Source organism: Candidatus Sulfidibacterium hydrothermale (assembly GCF_020149915.1).
Classification (GTDB): domain Bacteria; phylum Bacteroidota; class Bacteroidia; order Bacteroidales; family F082; genus Sulfidibacterium; species Sulfidibacterium hydrothermale.
The window spans coordinates 650,395-670,686 of the sequence record NZ_CP083760.1; the positions used below are offsets into that span (position 1 = coordinate 650,395).

17 protein-coding genes are annotated in these 20,292 nt (G+C 41.8%); 10 read left to right on the forward strand and 7 right to left on the reverse strand.

The genetic code is table 11. The features are described 5' to 3' along the window. Positions 1–15: 15 nt before the first annotated feature. Entirely contained in the window at positions 16–1,134 is a 1,119-nt protein-coding gene (locus LA303_RS02535; RefSeq protein WP_240526367.1) for a universal stress protein, read from the reverse strand. Positions 1,135–1,259: 125 nt separating this feature from the next. Between LA303_RS02535 and LA303_RS02540 the strand changes: the two genes are divergently transcribed. Then, on the forward strand, positions 1,260–2,084 hold the full coding sequence (locus tag LA303_RS02540; RefSeq protein ID WP_262901550.1) for a pseudouridine synthase: 825 nt from the start codon (positions 1,260–1,262) through the stop codon (positions 2,082–2,084). A 10-nt stretch (positions 2,085–2,094) separates the two neighbouring features. On the opposite strand, the gene LA303_RS02545 is transcribed toward LA303_RS02540, so the two are convergent. Together LA303_RS02545 and LA303_RS02550 are read right to left on the reverse strand one after the other, a co-directional pair. Then, entirely contained in the window at positions 2,095–2,721 is a 627-nt protein-coding gene (locus tag LA303_RS02545; protein ID WP_240526368.1) for a DUF975 family protein, read from the reverse strand. A gap of 70 nt (positions 2,722–2,791) precedes the next feature. Then, positions 2,792–3,262: a hypothetical protein gene (locus LA303_RS02550; protein ID WP_240526369.1), complete on the reverse strand. Its 471-nt coding sequence runs from the start codon at positions 3,260–3,262 to the stop codon at positions 2,792–2,794. 71 nt (positions 3,263–3,333) lie between these two features. On the opposite strand from LA303_RS02550, the gene LA303_RS02555 reads away from it, so the two are divergent. Beyond that, the gene (locus LA303_RS02555; RefSeq protein ID WP_240526370.1) at positions 3,334–4,131 is read left to right on the forward strand and encodes an alpha/beta fold hydrolase; all 798 of its coding nucleotides are present in this window, start codon (positions 3,334–3,336) and stop codon (positions 4,129–4,131) included. A 163-nt stretch (positions 4,132–4,294) separates the two neighbouring features. Further along, a complete protein-coding gene (locus LA303_RS02560) occupies positions 4,295–5,776 on the forward strand; it encodes a glycoside hydrolase family 130 protein (protein WP_240526371.1) in 1,482 nt (493 codons plus the stop codon). A 23-nt stretch (positions 5,777–5,799) separates the two neighbouring features. Here LA303_RS02560 and LA303_RS02565 read toward each other — a convergent pair whose 3' ends face one another. Genes LA303_RS02565 through LA303_RS02575 form a run of 3 tightly spaced genes read right to left on the reverse strand, consistent with a single transcriptional unit; the run spans position 5,800 to position 10,033 of the window. Then, on the reverse strand, positions 5,800–6,846 hold the full coding sequence (locus LA303_RS02565) for a glycosyltransferase family 4 protein (RefSeq protein ID WP_240526372.1): 1,047 nt from the start codon (positions 6,844–6,846) through the stop codon (positions 5,800–5,802). A 1-nt stretch (position 6,847) separates the two neighbouring features. Then, positions 6,848–7,780: a glycoside hydrolase family 130 protein gene (locus tag LA303_RS02570; RefSeq protein WP_240526373.1), complete on the reverse strand. Its 933-nt coding sequence runs from the start codon at positions 7,778–7,780 to the stop codon at positions 6,848–6,850. Positions 7,781–7,798: 18 nt separating this feature from the next. Then, on the reverse strand, positions 7,799–10,033 hold the full coding sequence (locus tag LA303_RS02575; RefSeq protein WP_240526374.1) for a glycosyltransferase family 4 protein: 2,235 nt from the start codon (positions 10,031–10,033) through the stop codon (positions 7,799–7,801). A 483-nt stretch (positions 10,034–10,516) separates the two neighbouring features. Between LA303_RS02575 and LA303_RS02580 the strand changes: the two genes are divergently transcribed. The 7 genes from LA303_RS02580 (at position 10,517) to LA303_RS02610 (ending at position 19,556) form a co-directional block, all read left to right on the forward strand. Next, positions 10,517–11,281 carry a fibrobacter succinogenes major paralogous domain-containing protein gene (locus LA303_RS02580; protein ID WP_240526375.1) on the forward strand — a complete coding sequence of 255 codons (765 nt, stop codon included), beginning with the start codon at positions 10,517–10,519 and terminating at the stop codon, positions 11,279–11,281. A gap of 69 nt (positions 11,282–11,350) precedes the next feature. Beyond that, the gene (locus LA303_RS02585) at positions 11,351–11,791 is read left to right on the forward strand and encodes a DUF6508 domain-containing protein (RefSeq protein ID WP_240526376.1); all 441 of its coding nucleotides are present in this window, start codon (positions 11,351–11,353) and stop codon (positions 11,789–11,791) included. 495 nt (positions 11,792–12,286) lie between these two features. Then, complete coding sequence (xseA, locus tag LA303_RS02590; RefSeq protein ID WP_240526377.1) at positions 12,287–13,666, forward strand: exodeoxyribonuclease VII large subunit; 1,380 nt, start codon at positions 12,287–12,289, stop codon at positions 13,664–13,666. 7 nt (positions 13,667–13,673) lie between these two features. Continuing rightward, positions 13,674–13,883 carry an exodeoxyribonuclease VII small subunit gene (gene xseB / locus LA303_RS02595; protein ID WP_240526378.1) on the forward strand — a complete coding sequence of 70 codons (210 nt, stop codon included), beginning with the start codon at positions 13,674–13,676 and terminating at the stop codon, positions 13,881–13,883. A 237-nt stretch (positions 13,884–14,120) separates the two neighbouring features. Continuing rightward, positions 14,121–17,288, forward strand: coding sequence for a TonB-dependent receptor (locus tag LA303_RS02600; protein ID WP_240526379.1), 3,168 nt, complete (start codon positions 14,121–14,123; stop codon positions 17,286–17,288). 140 nt (positions 17,289–17,428) lie between these two features. After that, entirely contained in the window at positions 17,429–18,916 is a 1,488-nt protein-coding gene (rpoN, locus tag LA303_RS02605; RefSeq protein WP_240526380.1) for an RNA polymerase factor sigma-54, read from the forward strand. Between the two features lie 28 nt (positions 18,917–18,944). Next, positions 18,945–19,556: a hypothetical protein gene (locus LA303_RS02610; protein WP_240526381.1), complete on the forward strand. Its 612-nt coding sequence runs from the start codon at positions 18,945–18,947 to the stop codon at positions 19,554–19,556. Here LA303_RS02610 and LA303_RS02615 read toward each other — a convergent pair. Next, a complete protein-coding gene (locus LA303_RS02615) occupies positions 19,553–20,236 on the reverse strand; it encodes a porin family protein (protein WP_240526382.1) in 684 nt (227 codons plus the stop codon). The genes LA303_RS02610 and LA303_RS02615 overlap by 4 nt on opposite strands. Positions 20,237–20,292 lie beyond the last annotated feature (56 nt).

The following is a 20,292-nucleotide window of genomic DNA, read 5'->3' on the forward strand; positions in this document are numbered from 1 at the left end:
GAAAAAGCCTCCCGTTTATTGCAGCGCATGGAATACCATGAGCGGAATAGAAGTCTGAAAAAGAAATTTTTGCGTGACTCCCGGTGTGTAAAAACGGGTGATTAGGTTACGTTGACGGGTAGTCATTACCACTAAATCAATCTTTTTTTCTTTAATGAAATCTTCCAGCCCGAGTTGGGGGTCAAGACATTCGAGTAAACCACATTCCAGTTTTTCCACGTGTAAGGTTTCCTGCAGGAATTTTTTGAGTTTGTGCAGATAAACCTCTTCTGATTTTTCAATCTCTTCCGAAACATGAAGACAGAAAATTTTTGCCCCGAAAGGTTTGACAAAAGTACTCAGCTTGCTGAGTGCCCAGTAGTCTGAAGAATCCAAATCGGTAGCGTATAAAACTTTTTGGGGCGGTTTTAAATCATCCGATCGGTAATCTTTGGGGACGGCCAGAACGGGGACGGCAGCTTTTTTCATGATTTTGGCCGTTACACTGCCAAATGAACGAAATCTTTCCAGTTCGCTGCCGCGGGTGCCCATGATGACAACCCCCGGTTTGTAAATTTTGATATACGACAAAATATTACTGACGGTGCTGCCTTTTACCAAATCGTAAAAAACGTTGACTCCTTTTACATGGTGTTGTTTTAAAATCTTTTGCAACTTTTGAGAGAAAGCCTCCAGCTTTTCTGCGGTTTCTTTTTCCATCTCTTTTTCGGTATCATCAGGAAACAAAGGGAGACTGAAACTTTCAAATTGTGAAAAAGGAATGATTCCGGGATCGAAATAAACGTGCAAAAGCTGGATGTCTGCTTTCATTTTGGCGGCAATTTTCAGCGCGTAAAATGCAGCGTTCTCTGCGTGGAGAGTAAAATCAAAAGGAACCAGGATGCGCCGGGCGATGCGCATGAAATTGATGGCCGGTTGTTTTTCACTGCCGTAGGCTTTCAGAAAATCATCCCGAATGGAAAATGCTTTTGCGGCATCTTTGGAGCGGATGATGATTTCCACACCGCCGGGGCCCTCTTTTATCCGGTTTACATGGGTCATGAAACAGGCAATTTTTTCTTCTTCCAGCCTGGCACAAAGCAACTGGGCCCGCATGTAAGTAAGAGTAGCCAGTGTAATGAATTCTTTATTCATGGGTAAACCGGTAAAAAATCAGGTAAATATACTGAATTCCGCCGGAATTATCAAGCCGGATGGCATGATTTTGTGTCTTACGTCGTTAAAAATGACTAATTTTGCAGGCTCATTTTAAGAAGGTTATGAAAAAACGTAAAGAACGGTATTCCAAAGAAAAACAAACCGGACCATCAAAAAAAAGAACTTTTCGCAAAGTGTCGAAAAAGAACTTTCCGGCGGCGGAAAAAACAACGGAAGGAATCCGTTTGAATAAATATCTGGCCAATGCCGGTGTGGCTTCGCGGCGGGCTGCTGATCAACTTATTGAAAGCGGTGCCGTAAAAATTAACGGAAAAGTGGTAACCCGTTTGGGAACCAAAGTGCTGCCCGGCGATAAGGTGGAATTTGGCGGTGAAACGCTCCGCGAAGAAAAACATCGTTACCTCTTATTGAACAAACCGAAAGGTTATCTGACCACCTCCGATGATCCTTTTAATCGCCGTACGGTGATGCACCTGGTAGAAAAGGCTTGTCCCGAACGGATTTATCCGGTAGGACGTCTCGACCGGAACACGATGGGGCTTTTGCTTTTTACCAACGATGGAGAGTTGGCTAAAAAACTGATGCATCCCAAACATAATGTCAAAAAAATCTATCACGTTTACCTGGATAAAAACCTGACCAAAAATGATATGCTCCGGATTGCCGAAGGATTGGAGCTGGAAGATGGAAAGATTATTCCCGATAGTATTGCTTACGTGGCCGGTGCCGACGACAAAAAACAGATTGGTATTGAATTACATTCGGGTAAAAACCGTATTGTCCGTCGTATTTTTGAACATCTCGGTTATCAGGTCATTAAACTCGACCGGGTTTTTCTGGCCGGTCTGACCAAAAAAGATTTGCCCCGCGGAAAATGGCGGTTTCTGACACAGAAAGAGATCAATATGCTGAAGCGGCTCGGATAAAATTCCGGAATTATACGGTTTGAATCGTAACCGCCGGATTGTCTTTTATTTCTTCGTAAAAATGGGCTTCCGTAACATTTACCCACGGAATAAACCAAAGGAAACCAATGCCCAATGTGAGCAAACATAAAATGGCACCGAGGAAAAATAACATCAGCAGCCCGAAATATTTCCACTTGTAGCCTTTCATCATTTGTTTGCTTTTATCCAAAGCATCTGTCGGTTTAATGTTCGGATCATCAGCCAGAACATAAAAGGTCATGGAGTAGGAAATGGCGGCAATAATTCCCGGAATGATCAAAAGCAGTGACCAGGCAAAAACAATGAGTATAAGTAAAAGATAGGTAACCAGAGAACGTTTAAAGTCTTTGAACCCTTCGAATACTTCTTCAAAGCGTGGTTCCCGGTCTCGTACGAATGACAGTGAAAAAATACTGGTTCCCAGTGAAAAAGGGCCGCCAACAGCCAAAGCGGCTAAATAAGGAATAAGTCCTGACAGGTTGCCGGCATCTTTGCCGATAGATTGCAGACCGCCCTGAATAATGGTGACGACCAAAAAGGCACCAATAGCCAATCCCCATCTGCCTTTGATCGACAGCCGGGCTTTTTCAATTAAATCCATGTTTGAAGAAATCATACCATGTAGGGTTTTAAAGGTTTGGTGTAAAATTACAGTTTTTTTTGAGAAAAACGATTTGATGATTTTTTTACATCTTTCCAAAAAAACGGGTCAGCCGGTGGTCATCGTTTGGCGAAATAATAGGTGTGATATGGTTTTTGCGGCAAAAATCCAGGGTGATTTGTTCAAAAAGAACATCGTCCTTTTCAGAGAGAATAATTTTACAGGGAGAACAAGAGGTAATGACGTACGCTTCCTGAAGAAATTTTTTTGAGAAAAGCGGATCTCGCGGTTGTCTGAACGGGTCGATCACCAGGCTGTAAAGTACTTTTGGGAGCGGAAACTGGCAGGCGACCAAAGCCCCGGTGGAAGAAGCATGGATTTCAGAAACCGGATTTTCTTCCAGAATTTTTGCTGCTGCGGTGATCCATTGCGTTAGTCCCTTATCGTAATCGGGAAGCAGAGCCAGAACATTCCAGCCCCTTTTTTGCCGCAGGGTTTCGGCTTTGCCTCCTTTCGAGCCGTAGCCGCCGATAAATAAAATGGTTTTTCGTTTCATTAAAATTTTTCTGTGGGTTGTGGTTGTTTTCTGAAACCCTTAATTTTACCAAAATTAAACAAATGGGTTGTATGATGGAAAAACAAGTTGATTTTCAAGGAAAAAAGATAAATTATTCCGTAACGGGAACCGGTCTACCGGTAGTTTTGTTGCATGGATTTTTAGAAAACCTGCATATTTGGGATGACTTGACCGGTTTTTTACAGTCCGGTTTTCAGGTGATTGCTGTCGATTTGCCCGGTTTTGGGAAAACACCGGTGTTTGCTGAAAATCACACGATGCCGTTTATGGCTGATGCTGTAAAAGCGGTTTTAGAGGCTGAAAAGGTGCAGCAAGCGGTTCTGGTAGGACACTCTATGGGCGGCTATATTTCGCTGGCTTTTGCCCACCGGTTTCCGGAAATGATGAAAGCACTGGTACTGTTCCATTCGCATGCTGCCGGCGATGATGAGCAGGGCAAGCAAAACCGTACACGGACCATTGAAGTGGTAAAAAAAGACCATAAAGATTTTATAGCACAATTTATTCCGTTGCTTTTTGCGGAAGAAAATGTTTCTAAGTATTCTGCAGAAATCAATCGTTTGCGTGAAGTTTCGCTGGAAACATCCAAGGAGGGTGTGATTGCAGCGATGGCCGGAATGCGCGACCGGGATGATCATCTGGCTTTGTTAAAAGATGCCGGTTTTCCGGTCTTTTTTGTGGTAGGCAAACAGGACTCCCGTATTCCGACTGAAAAGATAATGAAACAGCTGGCCTTGCCGGAGCATGCCGAAGCCATTATTCTTGAACACGTTGGCCACATGGGCTTTATTGAAGCGCCGGACAAAATCTTTCCGGCAGTTAAGGCATTTTTGGAAAGATGCCGGTAAACAGAGTTTGCTAAAGAAAAACCACCTTACGGAAATAAATAAACTTTCATCGTCCGGGCGGATGCCCGAACGATGTCTGTAGCACAGACAGGATAAAAATGAGTGCTTCCGGGTTGTAAAATTCACGCAAAATATCCTATCTTAGCTGTAAAAAAACAGGGCCATGAATTATGCTCATAGCAAAGTGAAAATTTACAGGCAGAAAATTTCTTTTCTTCCTGATGAAAGCCGGGTGATTACCAAACTCTTTGGCTTAGATAAAGTGCGCATTTATAAGGTGATAGACCGTGTGCTAAAGCTTTCTGAAAAAGAGAAAGGCCGGATTTTGGAACAAATTATTTCCAATTTTGAAAAAAGGCACAAAAATGTAAAACGTATTTTTAAGGATAATTTCGATGAGATTATCAAACATCTTGATATTACCATTTACAATGAGCTTTCGTTGGAAAACAAATTGTTGGTAGGGGCTTATTTTACGTTGGAATATTCCATTGAGTCGGCTGCTTTGTTCAACCCATCCATTGTACCGCATCCTTTTCAAACACCGGAAGATATGGCTGCACGGCGATTGAAAGTCATTATCAGTTTTCGTGCTGTCGGCGAAGGGCACATGTCGTCGGTGGTTTTCCGGAGTGGCACGCTGGATGAAACCGGCGATATCGAAATGGATGAGTTGAGCCACCTGGTGGAAAAAGCCAAAATCATTCATTCGGCGGAGTACAGCAAACAGGATTTTATCATGAAACTGTCGGATATGGGGCAATATGAATGGGTAAAGTCCATTTTTGATGATTTGCTGGATAACTTTACGGCCGAGGAACTGGAAGAAAGTATTAAACATTTTCGCGAAAAAGGAATCCTTACCCCCAAAGAAGAACAAGCCATTGATACGCTGTACTGGATTTTACGGTCAAATTACGAGATAGAATTTCATGATGATTCCGATATTTCGGAAAGAGTGATCTTCCCCCGTTCCACTACCGATATCCGCGCTATAGAAGATGCCCGGTTTGTGGCTTTTAGTGGCGGAAACGGAAAATACACCTATTATGCCCCTTATACGGCTTACAACGGGATTACCATACTTCCGCAGTTGATTGAAACCAAAGACTTTTTCCGTTTCAAAATCAGCACTATGACCGGCCCGGGTTCGCAAAATAAAGGAATGGCCCTTTTCCCGGAAAAGATCAACGGGAAATATGCCATGATTTCGCGCAACGACAACGAAAACCTGTACATCATGTACAGCGACAGCCTGAATTATTGGGAAAATCCGGTGTTGATTCGTGAACCCAAATTTTTCTGGGAATTTATCCAAATTGGGAACAGCGGTTCTCCCATCAAAACCCCGAAGGGATGGTTATTACTGACCCATGGTGTAGGTCCGGTACGTACGTATTCGCTGGGTGCTATTTTGCTGGATTTGAACGATCCGTCAAAAGTGATTGGCGAATTGAAAGACCCGCTGCTGGTACCTCGCGAAACCGAACGAAACGGCTATGTCCCGAATGTAGTATATGCCTGTGGCGCCCTGCTGCATAACGAATGGGTAATATTGCCTTATGCGGCTTCTGACACCCGTTCCGGAATTGTAAAATTTAAGCTGAATGACTTACTGAATCAGCTCACACCGGTAAAAAACTAAGAAATAGCCGTGACGCCGGGTTTTTATTGCCCTGATGATACCTGTTCCAAAATTTTCCGGTAAACATTTACATAGCCGTCAATCATTTTGTTGATGCTGAAATGACTGAGGGCATGTGAGCGGCAATCGTTTCTCCGGAGTTGTTTTACCTGGGGCAAAACCGCTACTGCTTCGTGAACGTTTTGCACCAGAAATCCTGTTTTTTCATGTAAAATAAGTTCCGGCATTGAACCGCGGTTGAATGCGATCACTGGCGTTCCGCACATCATGGCTTCGGCTACGCTCAGTCCGAATGGTTCTTCAAAACGGATGGGATGGAGCAAAGCATAAGCCTCGCCAAGCAGCTTATCGCGTTGTTTCGGGCCGGAATTCCCCACGTACACAATCTGTTCTCCGTCAATTTGTGGCTTTACTTTTTCGTTAAAGTATTTTTCGTCCTGGATGAGTCCGGAAATGATCAGTCGCATTCCGGCCTGACGGGCAATTTCTATCGCTTCTGTTGTTCCCTTTTCGGGATGAATACGTCCAAAGAAAAGCAGATAGTCGCCATGATTTTCTCTGAAATGAAAATCGTCGGGATAGATGCCGTTGTACACCGTGGCTATATAATCCAGTTCCGGACTGCGGTCGGAATTGCTGATGGAGACATACCAGCCCGTGGAATTGTATTTTTTGTAAACCGGAATGATCTTGGGAGAAGAGAAACCATGAATGGTGGTGACCATCGGGGTTTTGATCAGTCGTGAATAGGTCAGCGGAAGAAAATCGTAGTTGTTGTGTAAGATATCAAACTGATCCGCCATTTCCATAAAATGAGAAATGTGCAAGGACTCACACACTTTGGCATCCATTTCGGGATGTTCGCCGTAAGGTTTGTCACATACTGCTTCCAGTTTTCCTTTGGTCAGCGAATCGGCTGTGGCAAAAAGGGTGACATCGTAGCCACGGTTTACCAATCCTTCGGCAATATTGGATGCCACCTGTTCCCACGGGCCGTATTTTCGTGGCGGGGTGCGCCAGCAGGCCGGTGATAAAATAGCGATCTTTTTGTTTTTCAGAATATCATCCATATCAGGGAATGGCTTTTCTTGAGTGGGTTAAACACATTTCTACCAAATCGTCAATTCGTGCGGTTCCGGTACACATCACGGTGTCTGCTCCGCCCCAGTAAAGGCGAATAATACCGTTATCTTCCGGAACGGCAGCGCAGCTGAATACCACATTGTGCACGTAACCGGTGATTTCCCACGGATCTTCAGGCTGTAAAATCCAGTCATCGCTTACGCCTATGATTTTGGACGGATCATTTAAATCGTGTAATGCCACGCCCAGCCGGTAAACACTGCCATCCATCGTAGGGAAAACACCATGATAGATGTTCAGCCAGCCTTTGTCGGTTTTTATGGGAGGCGCTCCCGGACCAATTTTCATTTCATCCCAATGGTACGGAACAGGATTCATAATCCGTTTCGATTCGCCCCAATAGCGCAAATCAGGAGAATAGGAAATCCAGATCGACCAGGGGCTGATTTCGGAATGAGGCCGGTCGAGACGGGCATATAAACCGTTGAACTTTTCCGGGAAAATGACCACATTGCGATAATCGGCTTCAGTGATCATGGAAAAGCGTTCCACTTTCTCAAAATCACGGGTTTTGGCCAGCCCTATCCGTATTCCGTGTGGCGAGTAAGCGCTATAAGTAATGATGTATTCCCCGTCAATAAAAGTAATTCGAGGATCTTCGATACTCCATGATTCATATTCCTGGTATGGACTTTTGTCTTCCGGAGTCATAAAAGGTTTTTTCCTGACTTTAAAGTCCGTTCCGTTTTCACTGTCGGCAATGCCGAGGATGCTTCTTCCGTTATGAAGATGTGATCGGAAGATCATCACGTATTTTCCGTTGTGTTTTACCACGGCAGCATTGTGTACGGTAGCTACCGGATACGGCACATCCTCTTTCGTCAGGATGGGATTTTTTGCATAGCGGATCACGGGTTTCATGATAAGCTCCTTTCGTGTTTATATGGTTTTTTCTTTTTCAAAAGCTTCTAGTACCGTAAGATGGGATAGCAGATAAGCCAGCATGCTTTCTGCTCCCTGGTTGCGGTTCACGCCCTCTTTTTCCAGTCCGTCACAACATCCTTTGGTTTCGTAATCAAACAAAGGAATACGCAAATCGTTTTCGCCAAGGAACCACATGTACGAAGTAAACATTCTACGGAGATAATCTTTCTTTGTTTCGCTTACCAGGTAAGCTTTTTCGTACATCAGCACCATGGCCATAGCATCAATAGGTTGTTGTGAGAAACGAGCCCTTTCTCCTCCTTTTTTAAACCAGCCTTCGTTGCCGATGAGAGAGATATGATCGCCTTCGAAAATGGTTTTGTCAAGAAAAGAAAGGCTTTTTTCAGCAATTTGCAGATATTTTTCCTGTTCGGTTTTTTCGTAAGTGCAAAACAGGGATGCCGGCAGAAGTCCGTTATCGTAAGTAAGAATCGGTTCGAACCATTGCCATTCGGCATCACTTTCTTTTTCAAAAGCTTTCACCAGTTTATCGGCCATGCCGGCCATGATGTTTACCATGCCTTCATCCCACGGAAACCGTTTCAGATAATAGTTGATCCCCATCAATGTGTTGGCAATCCCGCGCAGACTTTGCAAATCGTTGAACTGCTGAATGGAACGGCTGAACAAGTGCTTGGCAATTTGAAAAAAGGCGTCGTTGGGGGCATGGGCCAATAAAAATCCCAAAGCCCATACGGCCCGGCCAAAAGCATCTTCCGAACCTTTTTTATCCAGATACTGATGGTCGTATCCCATAAAATTATGGAAGGAGCCATCTTCGTTTTGCATATAATTGATAAAAGAAAGATAAGTGGACATCAAATCGATGGCTTCCGGTTCTTTTTGCCGTTCGTGTACCATGGTCATCACCAGCAACGCCCGGGCATTGTCGTCAAGACAATAGCCGTGATGATAGTCCGGAATATTATATTTGGCATGTTGTAAGATGCCGGTGGCATCGGTCAGTCGTTTTACATGACTCAGGTTGAGTGACGGCAGCAGGGTGGGGTCAATAATTTTTTCATTGTAATTTTTAGGCTTTTGGTGTTTTCTGATGGCTGTTTCAGCTGTTTTTAGATATTTCTTTCCCTGTAACGGCCAGGTGACTTTTTTACCGTAATTAAAGGCTTTATTCCGGATCTCTTTCATTTTTGCCGGGTTTTCCAGCAGGTCGATGAGTACATCGGCTAATGCTTCATGGTCGTTGAACGGAAAGAGAACCCCACGACCTTTGTCGAGTAATTCAACCGCATGCCAATAAGGCGTAGAAACAACGGCTGCTCCGGCTCCCACAGCATACGTCAGGGTGCCGCTGGTAATTTGTGCTTCGTTGGGATAGGGTGTAATGTAAATATCGGTAGCTGACAAATAGGCACACAGGTCTTTTTCTTCCAAAAAACTGTCGATAAATACGACATGTTTTCCCAGCTTGTTTTTTTGCACCAGCCGTTTCAGAAAATGGCGGTATTCTTCTCCGGAAACCCTGACTACGCCCGGATGGGTCTTTCCAATAATGAGGTATTCTACCTGCGGGAATTTCTCCACCACGCGGGGCAAAGCCCGGATAACGGTTTCAATGCCTTTTCCCCGGCTCAGCAGCCCGAAAGTCATAAGAGAAATTTTGTCTTCGAGATGGAACTTTTTCTTGTAATCATCGTGGTTTTGGTAGTCAAATTCAGGGAATCCATGTTCGATAATGGTGATTTTCCGGCGTGGAATCTGGTAAATTTCTTCCAGGAAATTTACCGCCATTTTACTCATCACCACGATCTTATCCGCCTTTTTTCCAATTTCGGTGATGATGGCTTTTTCGCTAAAAGTGGGTTCTTTCAGTACGGTGTGAAAGGTAACCATCAACGGAACTTTTAACCGGTTGATGAGTGGCAGGATATAAACGCCGCTGTTCCCGCCGAAAATGCCAAACTCATGTTGCAGAATACAAATATCCGCACTGTAGTTGATAAAGTCAGCTGCTTTTAAATAGTCTTTCTGGTGGCTTTCGCGGATGCTGTACTTGACAATGTCAGGATAGGCATAAGCTCCGTCTTTATCCGTCATGGCTACCACAAAAATGTTGTTTTCCTCTTTTTTTCCGTCAGCTTCATGCGGAATAGACCGGATCAGGTTTTCTGTAAATGTGGCAATTCCGCATTCGCGCGGCGGATAGGTTGTTATGACAGCTGCTTTCATGGTTTATTTTTTTATATTTTACGTTACACAGAACAATTCATGGTTGAAAATTATTCGATACACGAATGTCCAATGGAACATCATGATTTAAATGAACATATTCTCCAAAGTTAGGAAAGTTTTCACAAAAGCCGTACCATTGGCGAAAACAGAAATCCTAAAAAAACAAAAAGACCGTTGTTGTCCTTTTGCTGGATCCACTTTAAAAGTGCCTGCTGGTTTTTGCCCTTCATTGTCCAGGCGGATGCCCGGACAACAGTTTCTATGTGAATTTTCCAGTTAAATTAAACCGAACAATATTTTCAGTTTTTTCTTAACTTTACAGCAACCAAAAAACCAAACCCTTGCAGCCATGAATGGTCTCACAGTATTTATTTGGGAAGAGCACAATTGTCCGGGAGTATTTCGGGGATAACCGTATTGTATTAAGATATAAGGAGTTAGCCAGCATATTGAAGATGATGACAAGTAAATCATACTAAAATGAAAAAACAAAATAAAGATTTAATAAATCTGATTCTTATAATTGGATTTATTATAATAACAGTGACAAGTTGCGAAAAAAAGAATGTCGACTTGGTAAATTTAACCAAGGGGAAAACCACAGCCGCCTTTAATCCTAATCTTAAATATGGAACGATGACTGACCAAGATGGAAATGTCTATAAAACAATTAAAATTGGTTCTCAGATATGGATGGCTGAAAATCTGCGTACAATTCATTATCGGAATGGAGATCCGGTCATTAATGTAACTGAAAATGCAAAATGGGACACCACCACTTCTGGTGCATATTGTAGTTATAATAACATAAAGAATGCAGATTCTATTGCTACGTATGGAATGTTATATAACTGGTATGCTGTTTCTGACCCAAGAAGATTAGCACCAACGGGTTGGCACATACCTACAGATAAAGAATGGGGAATTTTAATTAACTATTTGGGTGGAGATAGTATTGCAGGTGGAAAATTAAAAGAAAGAGGAACTGAACATTGGGAGAGTGAAAATGTTGGTGCTACCAATGAAAGTGGTTTTACTGCTTTACCAAGTGGGGCTAGAAATTATTATGATGGAAGTTTTAATTGGATTAATGATAACACTTTTTGGTGGTCTTCTACAGAAGAAGACAATACTTACGCTTGGTACCGGTATATTAACCATAAGTCACCAAGTGTCGAAAGATTTTCATTGTATGTTGGAAATAAAAGATCAGGATTTGCTATTCGATGTATAAAAGATTATTAACAGAGAAATGGAAATAATAACAACGTTGGCTAACATACCGATGCTTCATGCTGAAAAAAACGCAACAAAATGTATAATGATCTAAAAAATATTTCTTCAACAATTAATAAGCTATCAAAAAAAGACTGGAAGAAATTATTTGACTTAATTCCTGAAATTGAACAAACGGAAGACTTTATAGAAAGTGGCGGGTGGGTTGAAACCGCCGATAATCCGGAAGGTTTTGTAATAGAACCGATTATTGAAAAAAAGATTGTCTGGGATTTAATAGATACATTGGATAAACTTGATTTATTAATTGCGTTTAATTGGGTTAATTGGAAAGAAGGCAGAGAAATAGCCTCTAAAAAAGATTTTGAAAATCGAGATACGATCACGTTGTTAAAATTGATCTCAATGTTTATTAGAGTTAACCGGTTTTTTGATGGGGAATTGGAAGGGAGATTTTCAGATCGAAGTATGGAAAGAATTTTAAAGCAAATCAAAAAAAACGTTGAAAGTAAGCTGTAAATTATGGGACAGCGGTGGACATACCAGTGTAAAAAATGCGGCTATTCTACGCTTGTTTCCGGTGGGCAAGATGTTGGCATGATGATAAAGACAGATACGTTTATTTGCTTGAAATGCAAGGAAGTGGTAGATGTTGTGATTGAATACCGGACAGGCGAAAAATTTAAAAAATTGAATGCAGGAAAATGTCCCCTCTGTCATTCAAAAAAGCATTTGGTAAAATGGGATACGCAACTACGTCCCTGTCCTAAATGTGGCGGAAAGTTAGAAAAAACATCCGGAACTCATCTGCTTTGGGATTGAAATGAACCAAATGAACCAAGCCGTATTTTGATATCCAACCAATAAAATTGCGTCACGGCTTTATCTGTTGCCGCATGGCACGCTCTTCATCGTCCGGGCATCCGCCCGGACGATGATTTTATGGGGATTTTCAGGTAAATTAAAACCGTGCTGACAAAATAGAATTATCTTTTTCGCCTTATCTTTGTGCCTATGCCGGAAACAGAAAATAACCGTAAGATTTACAGCCTGCTGGAGCTTTCTAAAAGCATTAGCCGGATGATACAGCATACCTATCCGGATGCATATTGGATTAAAGCCGAAATTGCCAAGTTGAATTATTATCCCCAAAGCGGCCATTGTTATCCCGATTTGGTGGAAAAGCAGCAAGGAGTGGTTAAAGCCCAGATTCGTGCGAACCTGTGGGCCGGAAATTATGGCCGGATCAATCAAAAGTTTGTGGAGGTGACGGGTGAACCGTTAAAAGACGGACAAAAAATCTTGTTCCTGGCAAAAATCAATTTTCATGAACGTTATGGCTTGGCGTTGAACATCCTGGATGTGGAGCCATCTTTTACTCTGGGCGAAATGGCCCGCGAAAAACAGCTCACCATTGAAAAGCTGAAAAGAGAAAACCTCTTGGATGAAAACAAAAAACGGACTTTGCCATTGTTGCCTAAACGGCTAGCCGTTATTTCTGTGGAAACGAGCAAGGGATACAGCGATTTCCGGAATATTTTGGAAAATAATGCGGAAGGTTATCGGTTTCAGCTGACATTATTTCCGGCTTTGTTACAAGGTGATGGTGCAGTACAATCCATTCGTTCGCAGCTGAACGCCATTGCTGACCGCTCTCATCAGTTTGATGCCGTAGTTATTATCCGGGGTGGAGGTGGTGATGTGGGATTGAATGCCTACGATCATTATCTTCTTGCTAAAGCCGTGGCACAGTGCCCTTTGCCTGTAATTACCGGAATAGGTCATTCTACCAACCTGACCGTTGTGCAGATGGTGGCCTATGCCAACAAAATTACACCTACCGAAGCGGCTCATTTTTTTCTCCGGCGATTTCAGGATTTTGAAAATCGTGTAGATGAGGCTGCAGAAAAGCTGATACGGTTTTCACAAAATAAATTGAAGACTGAAAAACAGGCTTTTCTTCAAATGGCTGGTATGTTTGAAAATCAAACCCGGAATCTTTTTCAATATTATGAAACACACTGGAATTATGTGTTGAAAAATTTTGAACAGCAAAGCGTACAGTTTCTTTCCCGGCAACAAAATCATTTTTATCGTGTTATTTCATCTTTAAAATATGCTCCGATACAACAGACACAATTTGAAAAAGAAAAGCTGTTGAATGTGCAAAAGTTGTTGCAAATATATGTTCAGCAGCGATTTAGGCGGGAAAAAGACCGTGTTGACCACGTGGAGAGCAAGGTTGACCTGATGAAGCCGGAAAATATCCTAAAAAAAGGGTACAGTATTTCCACTATGAATGGAAAACTTTTACAATCGGTAAAGCAGGTAGAAAAAGGCCGGGAAATGATTACCCGTCTGTTCGACGGTGAAATAAAAAGTATTATCAAATAAAAAAGGCATGAAAAAGTTAAATTATTCACAAGCGCTTGAAGAGCTGGAAGAGATTGTCTCAGAGATAGAAAATGAAAATATTTCGGTTGATGAGTTGTCCGGAAAGGTAAAAAGAGCGGCAGAATTAATCCGTATTTGCAAAGCCGTTTTACATCAGACCGAAAATGAAGTCAACGCGGTATTTAAAGAGCTTCAGGATGGTTTATCGGAACAGTAAAACGGTAAAATTCTGATTGACAATTTCTTATTTTGTATGGTTTCGAAAATTTAAATATTTTTTTCGACTTTTGAACAAATTGACGTAAAAATAACCTTCTTTTATTCAGTTTTTTAACATACGGTTCACTTCCATTTGTTAATAACCGTTAAAATTTAACAAAAAAAACGGATTAACGTAAGTGAATATTTGCTATACCTTTCGATCCTTTATTTTTTAATCCAAAAATTAACGCTTATGAAGTTATTTTTACGTTTTTCAATGCTCCTGCTTGTTATGTGGGGGTTAAGTACATCAGTTTATTCGCAGGGGGTAACCACTGCAGCATTAAAGGGACAGGTGGTTGACCAAAATGGCAAACCGCTTTTTGCCGCTACGGTTTTAGCCATCCACACACCTACCGGAACACAATACGGAACAATTACCTCGGAAGATGGGTTGTTCTATATCCGGAACATGAAAATTGGCGGTCCGTATACCGTCAGAGTGAGTTCTGTGGGGTATAAAACAGAAGAAGTCAAGGGCCTTTACCTTGACCTGAACAAAACCGCTGATATTAAAGTGGTTTTAACCGAAACCTCTGTAAATATCGGAGAGGTGGAAATTAAGGGTAATACTACCGGCGTGATCAATGCAGACCGTACGGGGGCCATGACCAGCATCAGTCACAAAGAAATTGAGGACATGCCTACCATTAAACGAAGTCTGAAAGATATTACCCGGCTTACCCCCGAATCAGACGGGTATAGTTTTGGCGGTAATAACGACCGTTATAACAACTTCTCTTTGGATGGTTCGGTTTTTAATAACTCCTTTGGTTTGGGTGATGCCACGCCGGGCGGACAAACCGATGCCCAGCCGGTTTCCCTTGATGCCATTGCTCAGGTTCAGGTTTCTTTGGCTCCGTTCGATGTGCGGGAAGGAGGTTTTACCGGTGCCGGTATTAATGCGGTAACCAAATCAGGAACCAACACCTTTAAAGGAAGTATTTATACCTTTTTCCGTGATAAAAACATGGTGGGTACAAAAGTAGGGGATGTTGATGCTCCGAACTTATATTTTAATACCCAGCAATATGGGGTTAGCTTTGGCGGGCCGATTATTAAAAACAAACTTTTCTTCTTTGTAAATGCCGAAGGAGAAGCCCGTGACGAATTGGCTCATAACTGGGTGGCTTATAACGATCAGAACATCGGACAATCCAATGTGACTACTGTATCGGAAGATAGTATCCGGATGGTTCAGGAACGCTTTAGAGATTACTGGGGTTACGACCCGGGAGCTTATCAGGGATATAATCATCAGAAACAGAATTATAAAATCCTGGCAAAAATTGACTGGAACATTTCAAAAAATCACAACCTGACGGTTCGGTATAATATGCTTCATTCATGGCAGGATAAACTTCCTCATCCTACAGCCATTATTGGACGTGGCCCGACCAGCTACCGTTTGCCGTTTGAAAATTCTTCGTACAGAATTTATAACAACCTGCAATCGATTGTAGCCGAGTTAAACTCTATTTTTTCCAATAAAGTTTCAAACAAAATAATTGCCGGTTATACGGCTTTTCGTGACTATCGTATTCCTTTTTCAAAACCTTTTCCGGTAGTTGATATTTTTAACCAGTACGGACAGTTGGCAATTACTGCTGGATCCGAAATGTTTTCAACACATAATATTTTGAATCAGGATGTTATTCAGTTCTCGGATAACTTAAGCTATTATGCTAATAAACATACCATCACCGGGGGAGTAAGTTTCGATTATTTCCGATTTGAAAATTCCTTTAACTTATTTTATTATCCCTGGGATAAGTTTTACAGTGTAAAAAGCTTTTTGGAAAACGACTCCATTACCGGAATAAACTTTAACGAGCAGGTTCGGGAATCACAAAAAAAACCATACCAGGTTTCTTATTTGAAAGTTGGACAGTTGGCACTGTATGCTCAGGATGAATGGCAGATTAGTGACCGTTTTAACCTGACTTATGGTTTACGTATTGATGTTCCTATCTATTTCAACCAGATTCCTGAAACAGAAGCTACCGATGTGGTTAAAAATTTTGACGGCTGGGTAGACGAAAATGGTAATCCGGTAAAAGTGGATGCTACCAAATGGCCGAAGTCGAAAATCATGTGGTCGCCACGTATTGGCTTTAACTGGGATATTAAAGGTGACAAAACCATGCAGTTGCGGGGAGGTTCCGGAATTTTCAGTGGACGAATTCCTTTTGTATGGCTCGGAAACCAGTCGACCAACGCCGGTATTTATCCGGGATACACCTATCAGGTAAATGCTACTGTGGATGATTTCCGCTGGCCACAAGAATGGAAAAACGATTTGGCCATTGATATGAAACTGGGTAAAAACTGGATGGTGACTATCGAAAATATTTATTCCAAAACCATTACCGGAATTATTCACCACAATTACAACATGAAACCGCCTACCGGTAATTTGACTGGAACCGGGGATACCCGTCAGATTTTTACCAGCTTTGCCGAAAGAAATATCTATTCATCAAGTCCGGATGCCATTGGTTATCTTGATGCCGGAACCATTGTTATGGATAACTCGAGCAAAGGATACCAGTATACTTTTACGGCTAAAGTGTCGAAAACCTGGGATTTTGGTTTGAATTTGATGGCTGCTTATAGTTATCTGGATGCCAAAGACATTACCTCTTTAACATCGAAAATTGCTGCCAACGCTTTTCAGAGTCGTCCTGTAGTGGGCAATCCCAATCATTCTATGTATTCCTGGTCTGGTTTTGGATTACAACACCGGATTATTGCCAGTGCTACTTATAGCATTCGGTATGGCAGAATGGCTTCCACTTTCTCTTTCTTTTATGAAACCGGAAAAGGCGGTCGTTATTCGTACGTATATGCCGGTGATTTAAATCAGGATAATATTATAAATAACGACCTGATTTATGTACCGAAAGATGAAAATGATATTCATTTTGGAACCGTTGATGCTGATGGAAATGCCACCGTAGCTCCTGATGCCGCCGAACAATGGGCTGCCCTGAATGCATTTATTAATCAGGATGATTATCTGAAAACCCGTCGTGGAAAATATGCTGAACGGAATGGCGCGATGTTGCCCTGGTACAGCCAGCTTGATTTTAGATTCTTGCAGGATATTGCTGTGGACAAAAATAACAAACATAAGTTCCAGATTTCAGTGGATATCTTGAACCTGGGGAATATGATCAGTTCAAAATGGGGTGTTCGTAAGTTTGCCACCACTACCGAACCGATTACGGTTACCGGTGTGGATAAAAACGGTGTTCCTTATTTTAAATTTGATCCTAACCTGAAAAGCTCGTACGTAGATGACGTTTCTTTGCGTTCCAAATGGCAAATGCAGATCGGACTCCGGTACATTTTTAACTAAAAAGTATTTTATATAAAAAAGGCTGTCCGGAATTATGCCGGACAGCCTTTTTTGTTTTGTTTTTGTGAAAAAGATTTTCCACTAAAACCATGCCACTTTAAAAAACTTTTTACATTTGTAATACGACTAATTGGTAAACTATGTTACGGCAGCGATTACAGCAAAAATTATTGCAAAAGCTTTCTCCTCAGCAAATTCTGTTGATGAAACTATTGCAGATTCCTGCCAACGAACTGGAGCAACGGATAAAACAGGAAATTGAAGAGAACCCCGCTCTTGAAGCCGACACTTTTGAAAACCAATCGGAAGATTTTGAGGGAAACAAAGCCGAAGAAAGTCCGGATGAACCGGATATTCAGGAATCGACCGATGATCTGCATGACGATTTTGATGTAGAGGATTATTACAAAAGTGAAGATGAAATTCCGGAGTATAAGCTGCAAATTGATAACCGGAGTCGTGATGAAGAACGCAAAGAAATTCCGTTTTCCACCGGTATCAGCTTTCATGAATTGCTGAAACAGCAATTGGGAATGCAACACCTCGACGAGAAAAAACGCAAAATCGGAGAGTATATCATTGGAAATATTGACGATTCAGGATATCTGCAACGGTCGGTGGATGCCATGGTGGATGATTTGGCTTTCATGCAAAATCTCGAGGTGAAAAAAGAAGATGTGGAAGAAGTGCTCTCCATCATTCAGGAATTTGATCCTCCGGGCGTGGGTGGCCGCAATTTGCAGGAGTGCCTGCTGATTCAGCTGAAACATAAAATGAAAACCGAAGATTCGGAAACCCTGGAGATTGCGTATAAAATCCTAAAACGCTACTTCAATGAATTTACCAAAAAGCACTATGAAAAAATCATGAAACGGCTCAATATTACGGAACAGCAACTTAAAGAAGCGCTGGATGTAATATTGTCGTTAAATCCGAAACCTGGAAATTCTTTGGGCGAAACCTCCCGTACCAACCAATACATTATCCCCGATTTTACCATTACCAACAATAACGGTGAACTTGAACTTACGCTGAATACCTGGAATATGCCCGAACTACGGGTGAGTCAGACGTATTCTGCTATGCTCAACGATCTGGCCAAGAGTAAAAAAAGAAAGGCGGAAAAAGAAACATTTAGCTTTATTAAAAAGAAAATGGATTCGGCCAAGTGGTTTATTGAAGCAGTAAAGCAAAGGCAGAATACGCTTTATATTACCATGAAAGCCATTATGGATTACCAGCGGGAATATTTTTTGACGGGCGATGAAACCAAGTTGCGTCCCATGATTCTGAAAGATATTGCCGATATTGTGGGAATGGATGTCTCTACCATCTCGCGGGTGGCCAACAGCAAATACGTACAAACGCCTTTTGGGACTTTTCTGCTGAAAAGCTTTTTTAGTGAGTCGATGAAAAAAGACGATGGCGAAGAAGTGTCGACCCGGGAAGTAAAAACCATTTTAAAGAATTTGATTGAAAACGAAGACAAGAAAAAACCTCTTACCGATGAACAACTGATGAAAGCGCTTCGCGAAAAAGGTTATCCTATTGCCCGCCGCACCGTGGCCAAATATCGTGAACAACTGGGTATTCCGGTTGCCCGGCTTCGGAAAGAACTGAATAATTAAAAGTGGTTTTTACTGTAAAATGAAATCCATGGAAAAAACGTTGGCGCGCATCTTTTCTTTCCTTTTCCACCCGCTGTTGGTTCCCTCTTATTTCTTGTTGGTTCTTTTCAGGTTGCCGTTGTATCAGTTGCTGGGTATTCCTGCACATATCAAACGAACGGTGTTGCTTTTTGTTTTTATTCTCACATTTGTTTTACCGTCTCTTGTTGCTGTAGGGATGTGGTTGTTTAAAATAATAGAGAGTCTGGAAATGCGCCGCAGAAACGAGCGGTTTTTCCCGATGATGATTATCGCAACCTTTTTTTATGTTGCCTTTTATTCGTTAAAACAATTACCGGTTTTTCAGCCGGCTACCCTTTTTATGTTGGGTTCTACTGTGTTGGTGTTGCTGGGGATAGTTTTGAACTATTTTTATAAGATCAGCCAGCACATGATGGCCTGGGGCGGATTCACCGGCGCATTGATAGCTTTTGGGATTACATCCGGAATCCCGCTTTATTTTTACCTTTTTGGTGTAATTATCATTTCCGGATTAACCGGTTATGCCCGGTTAAAATGCAAAGCCCATACCCCTTTTGAAGTTTACTCGGGATGGCTCCTCGGCGTAGGCGTTATGAGTACGCTTTTCTTTTTACTCTAAAAAGGAGTAAGCGTGATACCAATTGACATGGGATGGAGCTGCGGACCATGGTCAACACGGAATACAGTGCCCAGTGAATAAGAGAAAAACAGATTGAATGATTTGTATCCCAGTCGGAAAGTCGGGCTATAGGAAAAAGTGTTTACCTGGCTGATTCGTTTCCTTTTTATTACTTGTGTAGATTCGTAAGCCGTAGTGTTTCCCACATATTTTTCTTTGCTGTCAATCAGGTATCCCAATTTGAAACCAAGACTTATTTTAAATCCTTTGGGGCTCTTAAACCGTAATTCCATCGGAAATTCAAGATAGGTAACCGATAATTTCGAACGTTTCATGTCCACGTCAGAATCAACCGGAACATAACGGATGGTATCGGCTTTTATATTTTCAATTACCCCATCGTTGCTGTACATGTTGTGATTTCCCACACCCACTCCAATACCAAAAGTGAGATTTTTACTGTTTCCTACAACAAAATTGTAAGTCAGATAAGTATTGGCTGATGGGTTTATTGCTCTGATATCCACATTTGTAGGAGCATTAACCCACACATCGGTAAATATATCCAGTCCGATGGTTACTTTTTTCATGGCACTTTCGGTAAGTGATGATTGGGCCTGGACATACTGGATGCCTGAAAACAGAACGATTAAAGCAAGGATTAACGGAAGACGTTTCATATTTTTCTGTTTAAAATTTTACAAAGATTTTTACAAAGATATAACAAATCATATAC

Excerpts from the sequence above, each read along its gene's own strand:
- xseA (WP_240526377.1), top strand. The coding sequence starts at position 12,287 with ATGCCGGAAACAGAAAATAACCGTAAGATTTACAGCCTGCTGGAGCTT.
- LA303_RS02560 (WP_240526371.1), top strand. The coding sequence starts at position 4,295 with ATGAATTATGCTCATAGCAAAGTGAAAATTTACAGGCAGAAAATTTCT.
- rpoN (WP_240526380.1), top strand. The coding sequence starts at position 17,429 with ATGTTACGGCAGCGATTACAGCAAAAATTATTGCAAAAGCTTTCTCCT.
- LA303_RS02615 (WP_240526382.1), bottom strand. The coding sequence starts at position 20,236 with ATGAAACGTCTTCCGTTAATCCTTGCTTTAATCGTTCTGTTTTCAGGC.
- LA303_RS02585 (WP_240526376.1), top strand. The coding sequence starts at position 11,351 with ATGTATAATGATCTAAAAAATATTTCTTCAACAATTAATAAGCTATCA.
- LA303_RS02555 (WP_240526370.1), top strand. The coding sequence starts at position 3,334 with ATGATGGAAAAACAAGTTGATTTTCAAGGAAAAAAGATAAATTATTCC.
- LA303_RS02545 (WP_240526368.1), bottom strand. The coding sequence starts at position 2,721 with ATGATTTCTTCAAACATGGATTTAATTGAAAAAGCCCGGCTGTCGATC.
- LA303_RS02540 (WP_262901550.1), top strand. The coding sequence starts at position 1,260 with ATGAAAAAACGTAAAGAACGGTATTCCAAAGAAAAACAAACCGGACCA.
- LA303_RS02535 (WP_240526367.1), bottom strand. The coding sequence starts at position 1,134 with ATGAATAAAGAATTCATTACACTGGCTACTCTTACTTACATGCGGGCC.
- xseB (WP_240526378.1), top strand. The coding sequence starts at position 13,674 with ATGAAAAAGTTAAATTATTCACAAGCGCTTGAAGAGCTGGAAGAGATT.
- LA303_RS02600 (WP_240526379.1), top strand. The coding sequence starts at position 14,121 with ATGAAGTTATTTTTACGTTTTTCAATGCTCCTGCTTGTTATGTGGGGG.
- LA303_RS02565 (WP_240526372.1), bottom strand. The coding sequence starts at position 6,846 with ATGGATGATATTCTGAAAAACAAAAAGATCGCTATTTTATCACCGGCC.
- LA303_RS02610 (WP_240526381.1), top strand. The coding sequence starts at position 18,945 with ATGGAAAAAACGTTGGCGCGCATCTTTTCTTTCCTTTTCCACCCGCTG.
- LA303_RS02570 (WP_240526373.1), bottom strand. The coding sequence starts at position 7,780 with ATGAAACCCGTGATCCGCTATGCAAAAAATCCCATCCTGACGAAAGAG.
- LA303_RS02575 (WP_240526374.1), bottom strand. The coding sequence starts at position 10,033 with ATGAAAGCAGCTGTCATAACAACCTATCCGCCGCGCGAATGCGGAATT.
- LA303_RS02580 (WP_240526375.1), top strand. The coding sequence starts at position 10,517 with ATGAAAAAACAAAATAAAGATTTAATAAATCTGATTCTTATAATTGGA.
- LA303_RS02550 (WP_240526369.1), bottom strand. The coding sequence starts at position 3,262 with ATGAAACGAAAAACCATTTTATTTATCGGCGGCTACGGCTCGAAAGGA.